Annotated in this window: 13 protein-coding genes and 1 pseudogene; 12 read left to right on the top strand and 2 right to left on the bottom strand. The window is 69.3% G+C overall.

Annotation, left to right across the window (positions count from 1 at the left end):
- Window positions 1-18 precede the first annotated feature (18 nt).
- Entirely contained in the window at window positions 19-909 is an 891-nt protein-coding gene (locus QTI17_RS27540) for a beta-keto acid cleavage family enzyme (protein WP_286536847.1), read from the top strand.
- Window positions 910-923: 14 nt separating this feature from the next.
- Entirely contained in the window at window positions 924-1,865 is a 942-nt protein-coding gene (locus QTI17_RS27535; protein WP_286536846.1) for a 3-hydroxyacyl-CoA dehydrogenase NAD-binding domain-containing protein, read from the top strand.
- Between the two features lie 200 nt (window positions 1,866-2,065).
- Here the strand turns inward: QTI17_RS27535 and QTI17_RS27530 are convergent, their stop codons facing one another.
- On the bottom strand, window positions 2,066-2,455 hold the full coding sequence (locus QTI17_RS27530; RefSeq protein WP_286536845.1) for a hypothetical protein: 390 nt from the start codon (window positions 2,453-2,455) through the stop codon (window positions 2,066-2,068).
- A 101-nt stretch (window positions 2,456-2,556) separates the two neighbouring features.
- A complete protein-coding gene (locus QTI17_RS27525; protein ID WP_286536844.1) occupies window positions 2,557-3,957 on the bottom strand; it encodes an amidase in 1,401 nt (466 codons plus the stop codon).
- Between the two features lie 128 nt (window positions 3,958-4,085).
- On the opposite strand from QTI17_RS27525, the pseudogene QTI17_RS27520 reads away from it, so the two are divergent.
- The 10 genes and pseudogenes from QTI17_RS27520 to QTI17_RS27475 all read left to right on the top strand — a co-directional run bounded on the left by QTI17_RS27520 (window position 4,086) and on the right by QTI17_RS27475 (window position 14,373).
- Window positions 4,086-4,648, top strand: a pseudogene (locus QTI17_RS27520) (BPSL1445 family SYLF domain-containing lipoprotein).
- A complete protein-coding gene (locus QTI17_RS27515) occupies window positions 4,645-6,213 on the top strand; it encodes a phospholipase D family protein (protein WP_286536843.1) in 1,569 nt (522 codons plus the stop codon). Before QTI17_RS27520 ends, QTI17_RS27515 begins: the two are co-directional and overlap by 4 nt.
- Before the next feature lie 132 nt (window positions 6,214-6,345).
- Window positions 6,346-8,268, top strand: coding sequence for a GspE/PulE family protein (locus tag QTI17_RS27510; RefSeq protein ID WP_286536842.1), 1,923 nt, complete (start codon window positions 6,346-6,348; stop codon window positions 8,266-8,268).
- Window positions 8,269-8,368: 100 nt separating this feature from the next.
- Window positions 8,369-8,545, top strand: a complete 177-nt coding sequence (locus tag QTI17_RS27505; protein ID WP_286536841.1) for a DUF3606 domain-containing protein — start codon at window positions 8,369-8,371, stop codon at window positions 8,543-8,545.
- A gap of 167 nt (window positions 8,546-8,712) precedes the next feature.
- Window positions 8,713-9,210: a hypothetical protein gene (locus tag QTI17_RS27500; RefSeq protein ID WP_286536840.1), complete on the top strand. Its 498-nt coding sequence runs from the start codon at window positions 8,713-8,715 to the stop codon at window positions 9,208-9,210.
- Window positions 9,211-9,253: 43 nt separating this feature from the next.
- On the top strand, window positions 9,254-11,722 hold the full coding sequence (locus QTI17_RS27495) for a CHAT domain-containing protein (RefSeq protein WP_286536839.1): 2,469 nt from the start codon (window positions 9,254-9,256) through the stop codon (window positions 11,720-11,722).
- A gap of 17 nt (window positions 11,723-11,739) precedes the next feature.
- Window positions 11,740-12,225: a DcrB/PsbP domain-containing protein gene (locus QTI17_RS27490; RefSeq protein ID WP_286536838.1), complete on the top strand. Its 486-nt coding sequence runs from the start codon at window positions 11,740-11,742 to the stop codon at window positions 12,223-12,225.
- Between the two features lie 100 nt (window positions 12,226-12,325).
- Entirely contained in the window at window positions 12,326-13,090 is a 765-nt protein-coding gene (locus tag QTI17_RS27485) for an SDR family NAD(P)-dependent oxidoreductase (protein WP_286536837.1), read from the top strand.
- Window positions 13,091-13,177: 87 nt separating this feature from the next.
- The gene (gene hpxZ / locus QTI17_RS27480; RefSeq protein WP_286536836.1) at window positions 13,178-13,558 is read left to right on the top strand and encodes an oxalurate catabolism protein HpxZ; all 381 of its coding nucleotides are present in this window, start codon (window positions 13,178-13,180) and stop codon (window positions 13,556-13,558) included.
- Window positions 13,555-14,373, top strand: coding sequence for a fumarylacetoacetate hydrolase family protein (locus QTI17_RS27475; RefSeq protein ID WP_286536835.1), 819 nt, complete (start codon window positions 13,555-13,557; stop codon window positions 14,371-14,373). Before hpxZ ends, QTI17_RS27475 begins: the two co-directional genes overlap by 4 nt.
- The last annotated feature ends 40 nt before the right edge of the window (window positions 14,374-14,413 follow it).

Genomic DNA, 14,413 nt, shown 5'->3' with positions numbered 1-14,413 from the left:
TTTACCGAGACCCGAGCCATGAGCAAACCCAAAGTCATCGTGACCATCGCCCCGACCGGCGGCATGGCGACCAAGAAGATGAACCCGAACCTGCCGACGCAGCCGCAGGAGATCGCCGACGACACCTACCGCTGCTACAACGCCGGCGCCAGCCTGGTGGCGGTGCATGCGCGCCGGCCCGACGACGAGGCGACCTGCGAGCCGTCGATCTACACCCGCATCAACCGGCTGATCCGCGACAAGTGCGACATCATCCTGAACAACTCCACCGGCGGCGGCATCAACGGCGACATGGTGCGCGAACTGCCCAACGGCCTGTGGGAGATCCAGTGGGAGGAGCGCCTGAAGGGCATGCAGGGCGAAGGCGTCGAGATGTGCACGCTCGATGCGCAGACCGTCATCGCCAGCTTCGGCGGCAAGGAAATCCTTGTGGCGACGCCGCCCACGTGGATCCGACAGATCGCAAGGATGATGAAGGAACGCGGCATCAAGCCCGAGTGGGAGGTGTTCGGCCTGGCGGACATCGTCCAGGACGTCCAGCGCTCGCTCGACGAAGGCCTCGACGACGCGCCTCACTTCATCAACATCGTCATCGGCGCCAACGCCTTCCAGGGCGCCTTGCCCTACACCCCGAAGCTGCTGCAGACGATGGTGGACCACCTGCCGGCGAAGACGGTGTTCAATGTCAGCGCCATCGGCGCGGCGCAGTTGCCGGCGGCGATGAACTCGCTGCTGCTGGGCGGCCATGTGCGTGTCGGGCTCGAGGACAACCTCTACTACGAGCACGGCGTGCTGGCCACCAACGTGCAGCTCGTCGAGCGGCTGGTCCGGCTGATTCGCGAGATGGGCTACGAGCCGGCCACGCCGGCCGAGGCGCGCGCGATCATCGGCCTGGGTCCGCTGTGTTGATGACACCCGGCATCATGAAACCAGCGAGCAGCAAGCTGGCGGTGGTCGGCACGGGGGTGATCGGTGCGGGCTGGGCCACGCACTTCCTCGCTCGCGGCTTCGACGTCACGGCGACCGATCCGGCCCCTGGTGCCGAGCAGCGCCTGCGGGGCCTGGTCGACGCCGGCTGGCCCACCGTCGAGGCCCTCGGCCTGGCCGACGGCGCGTCGCGAGACCGGCTGTCTTTCACGACCGATGTGGCGCAAGCCGTCCGGGACGCCACCTTCATCCAGGAGAGCGGCCCCGAAAGGCTGGACGTCAAGCACGAGTTGATCGCGACCATCGAATCGGCAGCGAAGGCCGATGTCCTCATCGCATCGTCGTCGTCCGGCCTGTCCGCCAGCGAGATCCAGGCGGGCGCCAGGCATCCGGAGCGCATCGTGCTCGGCCATCCCTTCAATCCCACCCACGTCATTCCACTGGTGGAGGTCGGCGGCGGCAAGCTGACGTCGGCCGAGAACGTGGCCAAGGCGATGGCGTTCTACGCGTCGACCGGCAAGAAGCCCATTCGCATCCACAAGGAGGTCAAGGGCCATATCGCGAACCGCCTGCAGGTCGCGCTCTGGCAAGAAGCCATCTCGCTGGTGCAAAGAGGCGTGGCCTCGGTGGAAGACATCGACACCGCGATATCGCACGGTCCCGGGCTGCGATGGGCCCTGCTCGGCCCGTTCATCAACCTGCACGCCTCCGGCGGTCCCGGCGGCATCACCCACCTGCTGCAGCATCTGGGTGCCTCCCAGCGGGAATGGGCACGCGACCTTGGCAAGTATCCGGAAACGGACGACTACATCCAGCAGATTGCGCAAGGCGTCGATGCCGAGCTGGCGGGTCGCGATTTCCCCGGGATGCTGCGCCAGCGCGATGAACTGCTGGTCCAGTTGATTGCGATGAAGGCGGTGCAGGCGCAGATTCCGTAGGGGCGAAAAGGTTTCCACGCAAGCGCCATCGTCGTAGGATGAGACTCGAGCGCCATCGACCGAGCCGGTCGCGTCCACCACGTCGCAAACGAGCTGATCGAAAGCGTTTGGCTATTTCCTGAGGAACGAATGCAAAGCCACTGCACGCGCCATCCTCAGCATTGGCTGTGGCGCAGTTCGGCCAGGTGCGGGCATTCGCCTCATTCGAATCCTGCCCTTCTCAGCCGTCGGTAGAACTCACGGCAATCCTCGATCCGAAAGATTCCGTTCGGCTCGTCTTGCGTGCGCCAGTTGGTCGATCGCACCCGCATGAGGTCCGGACGCTCTTCGACGCGGTAGAACGTGACGGCGACCAGGTAGGGGCCAGGAAACGTCAGCCTGAAGAACTCATGCTCAATCGTCCGCGCCTCATGGACTTCGAGAATTGGCTTGGGTCGCCAGTGGGCGACCAAGGAACTGGCCATTGCATGGGCGTCGTTCATGCCGGAGGAGCGGGGGTTGCGAAAGCGAATATTGCCACGCAGGCGGGAGCAGCGGTGCAGCCCGACGGCGCACTGTTCAAGCTGCCGCAAGGTGCCTGCGGGGGCCATCGTTGGCGATCGATCCCTGATCTCCAACATCGCTACAGCACGGCCTTGTCGGCGGCCGCCACCCTCGCGCTGGCCGCCGGGGCGCTCGGGTCGGCGCCGCCCTAGCCTGCGGACGCGGGCTCGGGCCAGGGCGCCTGCGGTCCGCGCACCGACTCGTAGAAGCGGGCCATCTGCAGCACGCCCAGGTCGTCGAAACGGCGTCCGGCGATCTGCAGGCCGATCGGCAGGCCCGAGGCCGAGTGCCCGCAGTGGATGGATGCCGCCGGCTGGCCGGACTGGTTGAATGGCACCGTGAAATGCGAATCGCGCGTGGACATCTCCGCATCGCTGCCGGTCGACTCCGCAGCGAAGGGCAGCACCGGCGAGACCGGCGCCAGCACGAAGTCATAGGGCCCCGTGGCGGCCGCCGTGGCCGCCTGCATCGACTGCATCCGCGTGAAGGCGCGGAAGCTGTCTTCCGGTGTCAGCGAGGCCGCGAACTCGGCCGCCCCGTGGATGTAGTCCGCCGCCTTCTTCGCCCGCTCGGGTTGCAGGGCGGCCAGGTCGACGCGGCAGCGCATGGTGAAGAAATGCACCAGCCCCAACTGCATCTCGTCCGTGGTCCAGTCCTTCAGCGGCTCGACGATGGCGCCGGCCGCCTCGAAGCAGCGCGCCGCCGCCTGCACCGCGGCGAGGATCTCCGCGTCCACTCGCCAGCCGGAAGCCGACGGTTCGACCCACAGGCCGATGCGCAGTCCGGCGGGCCCGCGCGCCAGGCGCTGCCACGCGATGTCCTGCGGGGGCAGGCCGAGGTAGTCGCGCGGATCGGGACGCGACACGACCTGCATGAGCAGCGCGGCATCGGCCACGGTGCGTGTCATCGGCCCGATCACCCGGGCGGGTGCCGGCGGATCGACCGGCACGCGTCCATGGCTGGGCTTGAGTCCGAACACGCCGCAGAAGCTGGAGGGAATGCGCACCGAGCCGCCAATGTCGGTGCCCAGGTGAAGCGGCCCGTAGCCCGCCGCCGCCGCGGCGCCGGCGCCGGAGCTGGAGCCGCCGGGACTGTGCGCCGTGTTCCAGGGGTTGCGCGTCAGGGGGTGGAAGCTCGACGGCGCGGCGCCCAGGAAGCCGAAGTCCGGCATCGTGGTCTTCGTCACGATCACGGCGCCCGCCTCGCGGACGCGGGCCGCCGCCGGCGCGTCGGCGGCGGCAGGCTTCAGCTCGGTGGCGGCGCTTCCGAGCGGCATGGGCGTACCGCGAGTGGCGATGTTCTCCTTGAGCGTGATCGGCACGCCATCGAGATCGCCTTGCGGCGCGCCCCGTGCCCAGCGCTGCTCGGAAGCCCGGGCGTCCTGCAGCGCGGCCTCGGCGTCGAGTGCGTAGCAGGCGCGGATGCTCGGCTCCCACTGCCCGATGCGGTCGAGCACGGACTGCACGACCTCCACCGGCGACAGGGATCGGTCGCGGTAGCGGGCCAGCAGTTCGATGGCGGACAGTTCGAAGAGGCGGGACGAGGACATGAGGGCGGCTCCTTTCTTGCGAAATATCAAGACCGATCGCCACGATAGCGCCCTGGCGCATCGCGATCTTGAGCGATACCGACCCGACGCGCACAATGACCTGACCAACAACGACAGGAGAGTGAGACATGGACAAGCGTTCTTTCCTCGCGTGCGGGCTTCTGGCAGTTCTCGCGACTGCGTGCACCACCACCTCCACCTCCAGCGGCGATCCAGCGGCCAAGCGCAGCAGCATCGACGCCTCGGTCGACAGCGCCATGTCCAAGCTCTATACCCAGGTGCAGGGCTCACGCGAACTGGTCGGCAAGGCCAGGGGCGTGCTGGTGTTCCCCTCGGTGGTTTCGGCCGGGCTGGGCGTTGGCGGCTCCTACGGACAGGGTGCGCTGCGCGTCGGCGGCAAGTCCGTCGGCTACTACAGCACCACCGCCGCCTCGGTCGGCCTGCTGGCCGGGGCCGACTCCAAGGCTGTCTTCCTGCTCTTCATGACCCAGGATGCGCTCGACAAATTCCGCGCGAGCAATGGCTGGACCGCCGGCGCCGATGCCTCGGTCACCATGCTCAAGGTCGGCGCCTCGGCAGGCATCGACACCCAGACCGCTCAACAACCCATCGTTGGCTTCGCCTGAGCAATGCCGGGCTGATGGCCAACCTGAGTCTTGACGGAACCAAGATCAGCAAGCTCGACCTGTGAGTCCCTGCGCCCCGGGGCGATGGCTGCTGGCGCTGGCGCTGGCGGCCCTGCTGGCTGGATGCTCGCTGCCGCCGCTCGAGGGGCGCAGCGAGTCGCGGGCGTTGTCGGCCGCAGAAGCGCGCGAAACGCCGCTGGGCCGGGCGGTCGGCGACCTGGCGGCGCCGCGTCCGGGACTGACTGGCGTCCATACGCTGGAAGACCCGCGCGAAGCCTTCGCGGCGCGGGTGCAGATGGCGCAGCTCGCCGAGCGCACGCTGGACGTGCAGTACTACATCTGGCGCGACGACATCACTGGCCACCTGCTGCTCGAGGCCTTGCGCGCGGCCGCCGATCGCGGGGTGCGCGTGCGCCTGCTGCTGGACGACTACGGCCATGCGGGGCTCGACGCGGAGCTGGCGGCGCTCGACGCGCATCCCGACGTGGAGGTGCGTCTGTTCAATCCCTTCCCGTTCCGTGCATTCAAGCCGCTGGGCTTCATCACCGACTTCTCGCGCGCCAACCGGCGGATGCACAACAAGAGCTTCACGGCCGACAACGCGATCACGATCCTGGGCGGACGCAACGTCGGCGACGAGTATTTCGGCGCCACCGATGGCGTGCTGTTCGCCGACCTCGATGTGTTGGCGATGGGGCCGGCGGTGGCGCAGGTCTCGAGCGCGTTCGACGCCTATTGGGTCAGTGCCTCGTCCTATCCCATCGCCTCGCTGGTGGCGCCACCCCCTGCCGAAGTCCTGGCCGCCATCCGGCAGCGGACGGCGCTGGTGGAGCGCTCCGAGCCGGCCGCAACGTACAAGCAGGCGGTGCGTGAGCTGCCTTGCTACGGCAGCCTGGTCCGCAAGGACTATTCGCTGGTCTGGGCCCCCGCGCACCTGGTGGTCGACGACCCGTCCAAGGGACTGGCGCTGGCCCAGCCGGAACAGCTGCTGCTGCATCACATGGCCGAGGCGGTCGGGGTGCCGGCGCGCAGCCTCGACCTGGTGTCGCCGTACTTCGTGCCAACCGATGCCGGCACCGACTACTTCGCCGGCCTGGCGCGGACCGGCGTGCGGGTGCGCATCCTCACCAATTCGCTGGCCGCGACCGACGTCCTGGTGGTGCATTCGGGCTATGCACGCCATCGGCAGCCGCTGCTGGCGGCGGGGGTGGCGCTGTACGAACTCCGGCCCGACCCTCGGGAGCAGGCCGCCAAGGCGGCGCGCCGGGACGAGGGCCCGCGCATGCCCGGCGGATCGGGCAGCTCCGGCTCCAGCCTGCATGCGAAAACCTTCGGCGTGGACATGGAGCGCGTCTTCGTCGGTTCTTTCAACTTCGATCCGCGCTCGGCCAAGCTGAACACCGAGCTGGGCCTCGTCATCGACAGCCCGGAGCTTGCCGGCGCGATCGCGCATGTCTTCGAGGTGCGCGCCCCGCGCAGCAGCTGGGAGCTGAGGCTCGACCCCGGGAGCGGGGGCCTGCGCTGGGTGGACGGCAGCGGCCGATCCGTGGCGGTCGAGCCCATGACGAGCTGGTGGCAGCGCGCCGCCGTGCGCTTGCTCGAGCCGCTGCCGATCGACTGGATGCTCTGAGGGCGCACCTTTTTCCGGCGGCAAGGCCTTCAGGAATCGCCGGCGCTGCCGATAGCAGAGGCAGCGCCCGCCTCGAACCCAGGTCTCGAGAGCGTCTTCGATGGCGCGTCGCAAGCTCAACCGGAAAGACCGATGACCGCAACCACTGTGCCTGCAGCCCCGACTCGCAGCGCGACGTCGATGACAGAAGTCTGCACGCCCGAGGAACTGCTGACCCGCCTCGAGGCGCAGGGCCGGATGCCGCTGGTTCGAATCGGGCAGGCGCTGACCTCGCTCGGGATCATCACGGACGCGCAATTGAACGCGGGCCTGGCCGCCCAGCAGCTCGATCGCGCCGTGCCGCTCGGCGAGACACTGGTTCGCATGGGCGCCCTGTCGCGCAGCGACCTGCAATCGGCCCTGGCCCACAAGATGGGCTACCCCCTGGTCGACCTCGACCGGTTCCCGGCCGCGGTGGAGGCGCTCAGGAAAGTCGGCCACAGCGCGGCCCAACGCCTGCAGGTCATGCCGTTGATGGTGTCGAACGGGCGATTGATCGCGGCGCTCGACGATCCGTCGGGTCGCCGTGCCGCCATCGACGAGCTCGAGTTCATCGCCCAGGCGAAGGTGATTCCGGTCCTGGCCCATTGCCGCAATCTCGACCAGGTGCTCAAGAAGGCCTACGAGGCGATCGGCGCGATGGACGCCAAGGCGGCCGCCGACGATCCGTCCAGGCCGATCGAGTTCGACATCGACGCCAGCGAACTGCTCGAGACGCTCGAGAAGGAGGGGCGCGAGCAGACCAGCGAAGAGCTGCCCATCGAGCAGTCGGACAATTCGCTGGTGCGGATGGTGAACCGGATGATCATCGAGGCGCACGCCGAAGGCGTCTCGGACATCCACATCGAGAGCTATCCGGGGCGCGAAAAGATCCGCATCCGCTTTCGCCGCGACGGCCGCCTGTTCACCTATCTCGAACTGCCGCCGAACTATCGCAATGCCATCATCGCGCGGATCAAGATCATGTGTGACCTCGACATCAGCGAGAAGCGCAAGCCGCAGGACGGCAAGATCATCTTCTCGAAGTTCTCGGCGCAGCATCCGCTGGAGCTTCGGGTGGCGACCATTCCGACCAACAACGGCCTGGAAGACGTGGTGATGCGCCTGCTGGCGTCGGCCAATGCGATCGCCCTGGAAAACCTGGGCCTGTCGCCGCGCAATCTCCAGAAGCTGCGCGAAGCCGTCGAGCGGCCGTACGGACTGGTGCTGTGCGTCGGCCCCACCGGCTCGGGCAAGACGACGACACTGCACTCGGCGCTGATGCACATCAACACCCCTGATCGCAAGATCTGGACCGCCGAGGACCCGGTCGAGATCACGCAGCCCGGGCTGCGGCAGGTCCAGGTGAACCCGCGCATCGACTGGACCTTCGCGAAAGCCCTGCGCGCTTTCCTGCGCGCCGATCCGGACGTGGTGATGGTGGGCGAGATCCGCGACGAGGAAACCGCGAAGATGGCGATCGAGGCTTCGCTCACCGGCCACCTGGTGCTGTCGACGCTGCACACCAACAGCGCCGCCGAGACCGTGACCCGGCTGCTCGACATGGGCCTGGACGCCTTCAACTTCGCCGATTCCCTGCTGGCCATCCAGGCGCAGCGATTGGTGCGCAAGCTCTGTTCGAAGTGCGTGACCAGCCGCCCGGCGACGGCGGCCGAAGTCGACGAACTGCTTTCGGACTATCTGCGCGCCTTCGCGGACGGTCTGGAGCCGCCGTCGCGCGATGCCGTGCTCGCGCATTGGCTGCGCCGCTACGGCCGCGAAGGCCAGCTCGTGAGCTCGACCTGCCCGGGCTGCGAGGCCTGCGGCCAGACCGGCTTCCGCGGACGGATCGGCATTCATGAGCTGATGGCGGTGTCGAAGGAGGTGCGCCGCCTGGTGCAGACCCGTTCGCCGCTGGAGACGATCCTCGCGGCAGCGCAGGCCGGCGGAATGCACACCCTGCGCCAGGACGGCATCGAGAAGGTGCTGCAGGGACTGACGACCCTCGGCGAGGTGCGGGCGACGAGCAACGGGTGAGGCTCTCGCGGCCTTGGCCGACAGGGATTGTCGGAAATGGCGGACAGCAACGCCCCGGGGCGACGAAAAACTGGCGGCTTCGCGATCTTGGAGGCCCGCCATGGCAGACGACCCGAAGAAGACCCGTCTCGACCGGAAGCTGATCGCCATCGACGAGCCCCACGAAGTGCGCAGCTGGTCCGAAACCCTCGGCTGCACGGCCGAGCAGCTCAAGGAAGCCGTGAAGGCGGTTGGCCACAGCGCGGAAGCCGTGCGGCTGTTCCTCAAGAAGAACTAGAAACGACCGGGCCTGTCGCCTCCGCGCCGCGCGGGGTCGGCGCGATCCACTACAGTCGGTGGTCATGGTTTGGAGGAAACGGGCGCGGGCCCGTGCATGTGGCGATGAAGACAAAGAAACTTCGGATCACCGGCCCCGGAGGGGCCACGTACAGGCTGGGCGACCCCATGCTGGTCCACGACGGAGAGCTGCTGGTCTGCACCCTTGACCCGGTGCCGGTCAGCCCGACGGGGTCCGAGATCCGGGTGGAGCACTTCACGCCCCCGCTGAGCGGTCTGGAGGAGGCCCGGCATCTGGGCCGGCTCGTCTTCCTGGAGATCTGCGCCTTCGTCGTCGAGCACTTCGAGCAGGTGCAGGCGGTGAGTTTTGCCTTCACGCGCCCCGTGACGATGCTGGCCGGCGCCACCCAGCACTCGGCCGATCGGGCCGAAATCATGCATCGCATCGGGATCGAGAACGTCCAGGTCGCGCCCAAGCCGTCCGCCGTGCCCGGGCACTTCGTCGTCACCGGCGTCTGGCTCTATACCGAACGCAACCTCGCCGCGCTGAACGAGGTGCTCGGCGAACTGCGCGCGCTGTACCGGGATCGCCCGATCGGCTCCGACCCCAAGGGCGGTGCCGGCGTGATCAGGCGGCTGATCGCCGGCTGGCGGGCAGAATCATGAGCGCCTGATCCAGGCCGGCCGCGCGCCGGCGAGGACCGCATCCATGAAGCACCCGCTCGTGACGCAGTTCGCCTTGGCGGCGATCGTCGCGGGTGCCGTGGCGGGCTCGGGCGCCCAGGGTCCGCAGGAGGTCCAGGCGATCTATGCGATCAACCGGCAGGCGGTGGTCCTGCTCGAGCAGGGCCGCTACGACGAAGCGGTCGCGGCCGCGAAGAACGCGGTCGCGCAAGCCGAAGCCCGCCTCGGCAAGGACCACCCGGGGTTGGCGGCCGCGCTGTCGAATCTCGGGCTGGCCTATCTCGACGGTGGCCAATACGACCAGGCGGAGGCGCCCTTGCGCCGCGCCGTCGACATCGGCCGCACCGGCTGGGGTGTCGGGCCGGCGGACATGGGGGCCCTGCTCAACAACCTGGGCTTGTTCTACGGCAGGGTGAACCGGCTCGATGACGCCGAGCGGCTCTACAAGCAGGCCCTGGGCCTCGGCGACGGCATCGGAACACCGCAGCTGTTCGTCGCCACCTGGCTCAACAACCTGGCCAACCTCTACATCCGCGAAGGCCGCTTCCAGGACGCCTGGTCGCTGGCCGAAAAGAGCATGGCGCTGCTGCCGGACCGGTCGAGCCGCGACCCCGCGATCGCCGAGACCTTCAGCCTGATGGCATCGCTGAAGGCGCGCGAAGGGGCGTACGACGACGCCCGGAGGCTGCTCGAATGGGCGCTGGAGATCCGGCTGCGCGCCTTCGGCGACAGCCATCCGGTGACGGCGACCTCGCTGCACGGGCTCGGCGTGGTCCTGGAGGAGCGCGGCGAGCACCGGAAGGCCGAAGACCTGATGCTGCGCGCACTGGCGATCCGAGAGCGGTTGCCCGCCGACCATCCCGACCTCGGACGCAGCCTGATCGACCTGGCCGCCCTCTGCCACGCGGCCGGCAAGCCGGACTGCGCGCAGGCCTACTTCGATCGGGCCTTTGCCAACCTGCGGGCGCGGCTCGCGCAGTACTTCGGCTTCATGAGCGAGGACGAGCGCCTGGGCCTGCTCGAAGACACGGACCGGTTCTTCTCGGCCTATTTCGAATTCGTGCTGGCCTACGCGGGACCGCGGCCGGAGCTTGCCGGCGGCATGTACGACGCGGTGCTGGCGCGCAAGGGGATGGTCGCGGTCAGCGTCCGCGCCCTGCTGGCGCGCATCGAACGCGAGGGCGACCCCCAGGCGATCGCGCTGACGGTGCGGTTGCGCGAACGGCGCACCCTGCTGGCGAACCTGCGGCGCCGCGGCACGACGGGCGACGCTGTCGACCGGCTGGCGCGCGAAGGCGCCGACCTGGAGCGGCAGCTGGCAAGACGCTCGGCTGCGTTCGCCGCGCAGGAGGAGCGAGGCGCCAGGCCGGCCCGATGGCGGGACGTTCGCGCGGCCCTGAAGGCGCAGGAGGCGGCAGTCGAGTACATCGCCTTCGAGCCACCGCGCGGCAACGACCGCGCCGCGCGCCGGCGCTTTGCCGCGCTGGTGCTGACGCCCGGCGACCGCCCTCCCCGGCTGGTCGCGCTCGGCGATGCCGCCAGCCTGGCCGCACCCATGCGGGACTACCGGCGGCGCGCCGGGCTGGCGCGCGATCCGCCGCCGGCCGGCGAACGCAGCTTCCGCGACGCGTTCTGGACACCGCTCGAGCCCGCGTTGGCGGATGCGAAGCGCATCCACCTGGCCCCGGACGACATCCTGAACCAGGTCGCCTGGGCCACCGTCGGGGACGGCGGCGGCCTGCTCGCCGAAAGGCTGGACCTGCGCCTGCTGTCGAGCACGCGCGACCTGCTCGCGGCCCCTGCGCCCGTGTCGGCGAACGGCGCCGTGCTGATCGGCAACGCGGACTTCGGCAGCGCATCGGGCAGGGCAGCCTTTTTTGCGCCGCTGCCGGGCACGCGCGAGGAGATCGCGGCGCTGTCGCGCCTGTTGGCCGGCGCCGGCTGGCAGGTGAAAAGCGTCGAGGGCAAGGCGGCGACCGAGTCCTACCTCAAGGGCGTTCGGCATCCGCGCGTGCTCCATGTGGCCAGCCACGGCTTCTTCGAGCGCCAGGGCGCGCGGCCGGGGACGCCCGAGGACCCGATGCTGCGCTCCGGCCTGGTGCTGGCCGGCGCCAACGAAGGCGCATCGGGCGCGAACGACGACGGCGTGCTGACCGCGCTGGAGGCGTCGATGCTCGATCTGCGCGGCACCGAGCTGGTGGTGCTGAGCGCCTGCGAGACCGGCCTCGGGCGGGTGCTGCAGAGCGAGGGCGTGCTCGGGCTGCGGCGGGCGTTCGAACTGGCCGGCGCGCAGAGCGTGATGATGAGCCTGTGGAAGGTGCCCGACGATGAGACCCGCGTGCTGATGACGCTCTTCTATCGCAAGTGGCTGTCAGGCATGGACAAGCACCTCGCGTTGCGGGATGCTCAGTTGGAACTCCGGCAGATGGTCATCAGGGATCGGGGCCGGGACCGCCCCCAAGCATGGGGCGCTTTCGTTCTCGTGGGACCCTGACGCGAGGAGGCATGACGATGAGACATCCGTTCCTGGCCGCGCTCATACTGGCCGCCGTGCCGCTGGTGCACGCCCAAACCACGTATACCGACCCCGACGGCCGCTACGCCTTGCAGGTGCCACCCGGCTGGCGGGTCGAGGCGCAGTCCGGGGGCGTGTCGTTCCTCAAGGGTCCCGCCTATGCGAGCGTGATGAAGGTCAGCGGCCGCGGTGCGCCCAAGGGGCTGGTCGAGGCGATCGGGCAGAAGTTCCCGTCGCAGTGGCCGCGCTTCGCCGGCACCAGTTCGGGCGATGCCCTCTTCGGCGGCAAGCCGGGCGCCTACGCCTGGTTCACCGGCGTCAATCCGCGCGGCACCGAGGCCGTGCTCAAGATCGTCGCCACGGTGGACGGCGAGACCGGCTATGTCCTGATGATTTCCGCGCCGCGCAGCGATTTCGCGACCTACAAGGGCGACCTGGAACAGATCGAGGCCAGCTTCCGCGTCACGGGGGGGCGCCAGTGAAGGGGCCGATCGGCGTGCAGGGGGCGGGCCAAAGGCTGGCATGCTTCGGCCCTGGATGCGGGTCGTCGCATCGCTCCCATCACTTCCAACGGAGAGTCCCATGTCCCTGTTCTCGCTGGCCGGAAAGGTGGCCATCGTCACCGGCTCGTCGCGCGGCATCGGCCGCGCCATCGCCCTGCGCCTGGCCGAGCACGGCGCCCGGGTCGTGATCTCGTCGCGCAAGGCCGACGCCTGCGCCGAGGTGCGCGACGAAATCAACCGTGCCCAGGGCCCGGGTGCGGCCCTGTCGATCCCCGCCAACATCTCGTCCAAGGACGAGCTGAAGCACCTGGTCGACGAGACCACGCGGCAGCTGGGCCGGATCGACATCGTGGTGTGCAACGCGGCATCGAACCCCTACTACGGCCCGCTCGGCGGCATCGAGGACGACCAGTTCCGCAAGATCCTCGAGAACAACGTCATCGCCAACCACTGGCTGATCAATTTCGCCGTGCCGCAGATGATCGAGCGCAGGGACGGTTCGATCATCATCGTCTCGTCGATCGGCGGGCTGCGCGGCTCGCCGGTGATCGGCGCCTACAACGTCTCGAAGGCGGCCGACTTCCAGCTGGCGCGCAACCTGGCCGTCGAATACGGGCCGCACAACGTGCGCGTGAACTGCATCGCGCCCGGCCTGATCAAGACCGACTTCGCGCGCGCGCTCTGGGAAGACCCCGAGACCCTGCGGCGGCGCACCGACAGCACGCCGCTGCGGCGCATCGGCGAGCCCGACGAGATCGCCGGCGCGGCGGTCTTCCTGGCTTCGCAGGCCGGCGCCTTCATGACCGGGCAGAGCCTGGTCATCGACGGTGGCGTGACCTGCTGATGTCCAAGCCATCGCCGTTGGCAAGGTACGCTTCTTGCCAGCGCGAAGTGCCGCATCACTGAACCCACTCCCCTTCACCGGAACACCATGGATCCCGCCATCAACCTGCCGCAAGTCCTCGCCGAAGTCGAGGCCGTCTTCGACGAATACGAGCGCGCGCTCACGAGCAACGACGTGCCCGCGCTCGACCGCCTGTTCTGGGTGTCTCCCCATACCCTGCGCTACGGCGCCGGCGAGAACCTCTATGGTTTCGAGGCGATCCAGGCGTTTCGCCGGGGCCGGCCTGCGAACAACCTCGAGCGCACCATCACGGCCCGCGCGATCACCACCTTCGGGCAGGACTTCGCGGTCGCCAACATCGAGTTCCGCCGCGAAGGCAGCGAGCGCATCGGCCGCCAGAGCCAGACCTGGGTGCGGATGACGGACGGCTGGCGCGTGGTGTCGGCGCACGTGAGCCTGATGTCATGAGCCGTCACCCAGTGGGCGGCGACGACCGCCTCCAGCGCCTGGCCGATGCCCTCGCCGGCGCCCGGCGCAGCGGCCAGGCCCTGCCGATGGCGCCCTGGCTCGGCTGCCTGCGCGATGCCGACGAGGCCTATGCGGTGCAGGACCGCGTGGCGGCCGCGCTCGGCTGGTTCGGCGGCACGCCGCCGCGCTTCTGGAAGTCGGGCGGGCCCTCGCGCCAGGCGGTGCTCACGCATGCCGGCCTGCCGCCGGCGGGCGTGCAGGCCGTGGCGCCGGGGCAGACGGCCTCGCTGCAGGGGCAGCACTTTCACCGTCGCGGCATCGAGGCCGAAGTCGCCCTGCGCACGCGGCGCGACGTGACGGCCGGGGAAGTCGCCGCATGGGCTGCCGGCACGACCCCTCCGGCGCGCGAACTCGTCGATGCGATGACCGTCTCGGTCGAGGTGGTGGACACCCGCTGGGCTGCGCCGGCGCCGGATGCGCCGGACGTCGCATGGCTGAAGCTCGCCGACCAGCAGTCGCACGGCGCGCTGGTGTTCGGCGAATGGCGCGCCTTCGACGAACGCGACTGGTCGCGCCAGCGCTGTGAAATCAGGATCGGAGGCGTGCAGCCCCAGTCGTTCGAGGGCACCCATCCGCTGGGCGACCCGACCTGGCTGCTGCCGTCGTGGCTGGCCCATGCGACGCGCGGCGGCCGCACGGTGCCCGGCGGCACCGTGGTCACCACCGGCAGCTGGAGCGGCCTCGGCGACGCCGTTTCGGGGGATCGCGTGGAAGTCCGTTTCGCCGACCTCGGCGCGCTCGCCCTGCAGTTCTGAACCGGGCGCCGTCCGGCGCTTCCAGCCCACCGCTCGGCTG

Origin of the sequence: Variovorax sp. J31P179, assembly GCF_030316985.1 — a bacterium.
Taxonomy (GTDB): Bacteria; Pseudomonadota; Gammaproteobacteria; order Burkholderiales; family Burkholderiaceae_C; genus Variovorax; species Variovorax ginsengisoli_B.
This window is presented reverse-complemented; position numbering and strand designations above follow the sequence as displayed.

What these genes read in the sequence shown, in the direction of transcription:
- QTI17_RS27485 (WP_286536837.1), top strand. Translation starts at nt 12,326, where the DNA reads ATGTCCCTGTTCTCGCTGGCCGGAAAGGTGGCCATCGTCACCGGCTCG.
- hpxZ (WP_286536836.1), top strand. Translation starts at nt 13,178, where the DNA reads ATGGATCCCGCCATCAACCTGCCGCAAGTCCTCGCCGAAGTCGAGGCC.
- QTI17_RS27510 (WP_286536842.1), top strand. Translation starts at nt 6,346, where the DNA reads ATGACCGCAACCACTGTGCCTGCAGCCCCGACTCGCAGCGCGACGTCG.
- QTI17_RS27530 (WP_286536845.1), bottom strand. Translation starts at nt 2,455, where the DNA reads ATGGCCCCCGCAGGCACCTTGCGGCAGCTTGAACAGTGCGCCGTCGGG.
- QTI17_RS27500 (WP_286536840.1), top strand. Translation starts at nt 8,713, where the DNA reads ATGCTGGTCCACGACGGAGAGCTGCTGGTCTGCACCCTTGACCCGGTG.
- QTI17_RS27490 (WP_286536838.1), top strand. Translation starts at nt 11,740, where the DNA reads ATGAGACATCCGTTCCTGGCCGCGCTCATACTGGCCGCCGTGCCGCTG.
- QTI17_RS27495 (WP_286536839.1), top strand. Translation starts at nt 9,254, where the DNA reads ATGAAGCACCCGCTCGTGACGCAGTTCGCCTTGGCGGCGATCGTCGCG.
- QTI17_RS27505 (WP_286536841.1), top strand. Translation starts at nt 8,369, where the DNA reads ATGGCAGACGACCCGAAGAAGACCCGTCTCGACCGGAAGCTGATCGCC.
- QTI17_RS27540 (WP_286536847.1), top strand. Translation starts at nt 19, where the DNA reads ATGAGCAAACCCAAAGTCATCGTGACCATCGCCCCGACCGGCGGCATG.
- QTI17_RS27535 (WP_286536846.1), top strand. Translation starts at nt 924, where the DNA reads ATGAAACCAGCGAGCAGCAAGCTGGCGGTGGTCGGCACGGGGGTGATC.
- QTI17_RS27475 (WP_286536835.1), top strand. Translation starts at nt 13,555, where the DNA reads ATGAGCCGTCACCCAGTGGGCGGCGACGACCGCCTCCAGCGCCTGGCC.
- QTI17_RS27525 (WP_286536844.1), bottom strand. Translation starts at nt 3,957, where the DNA reads ATGTCCTCGTCCCGCCTCTTCGAACTGTCCGCCATCGAACTGCTGGCC.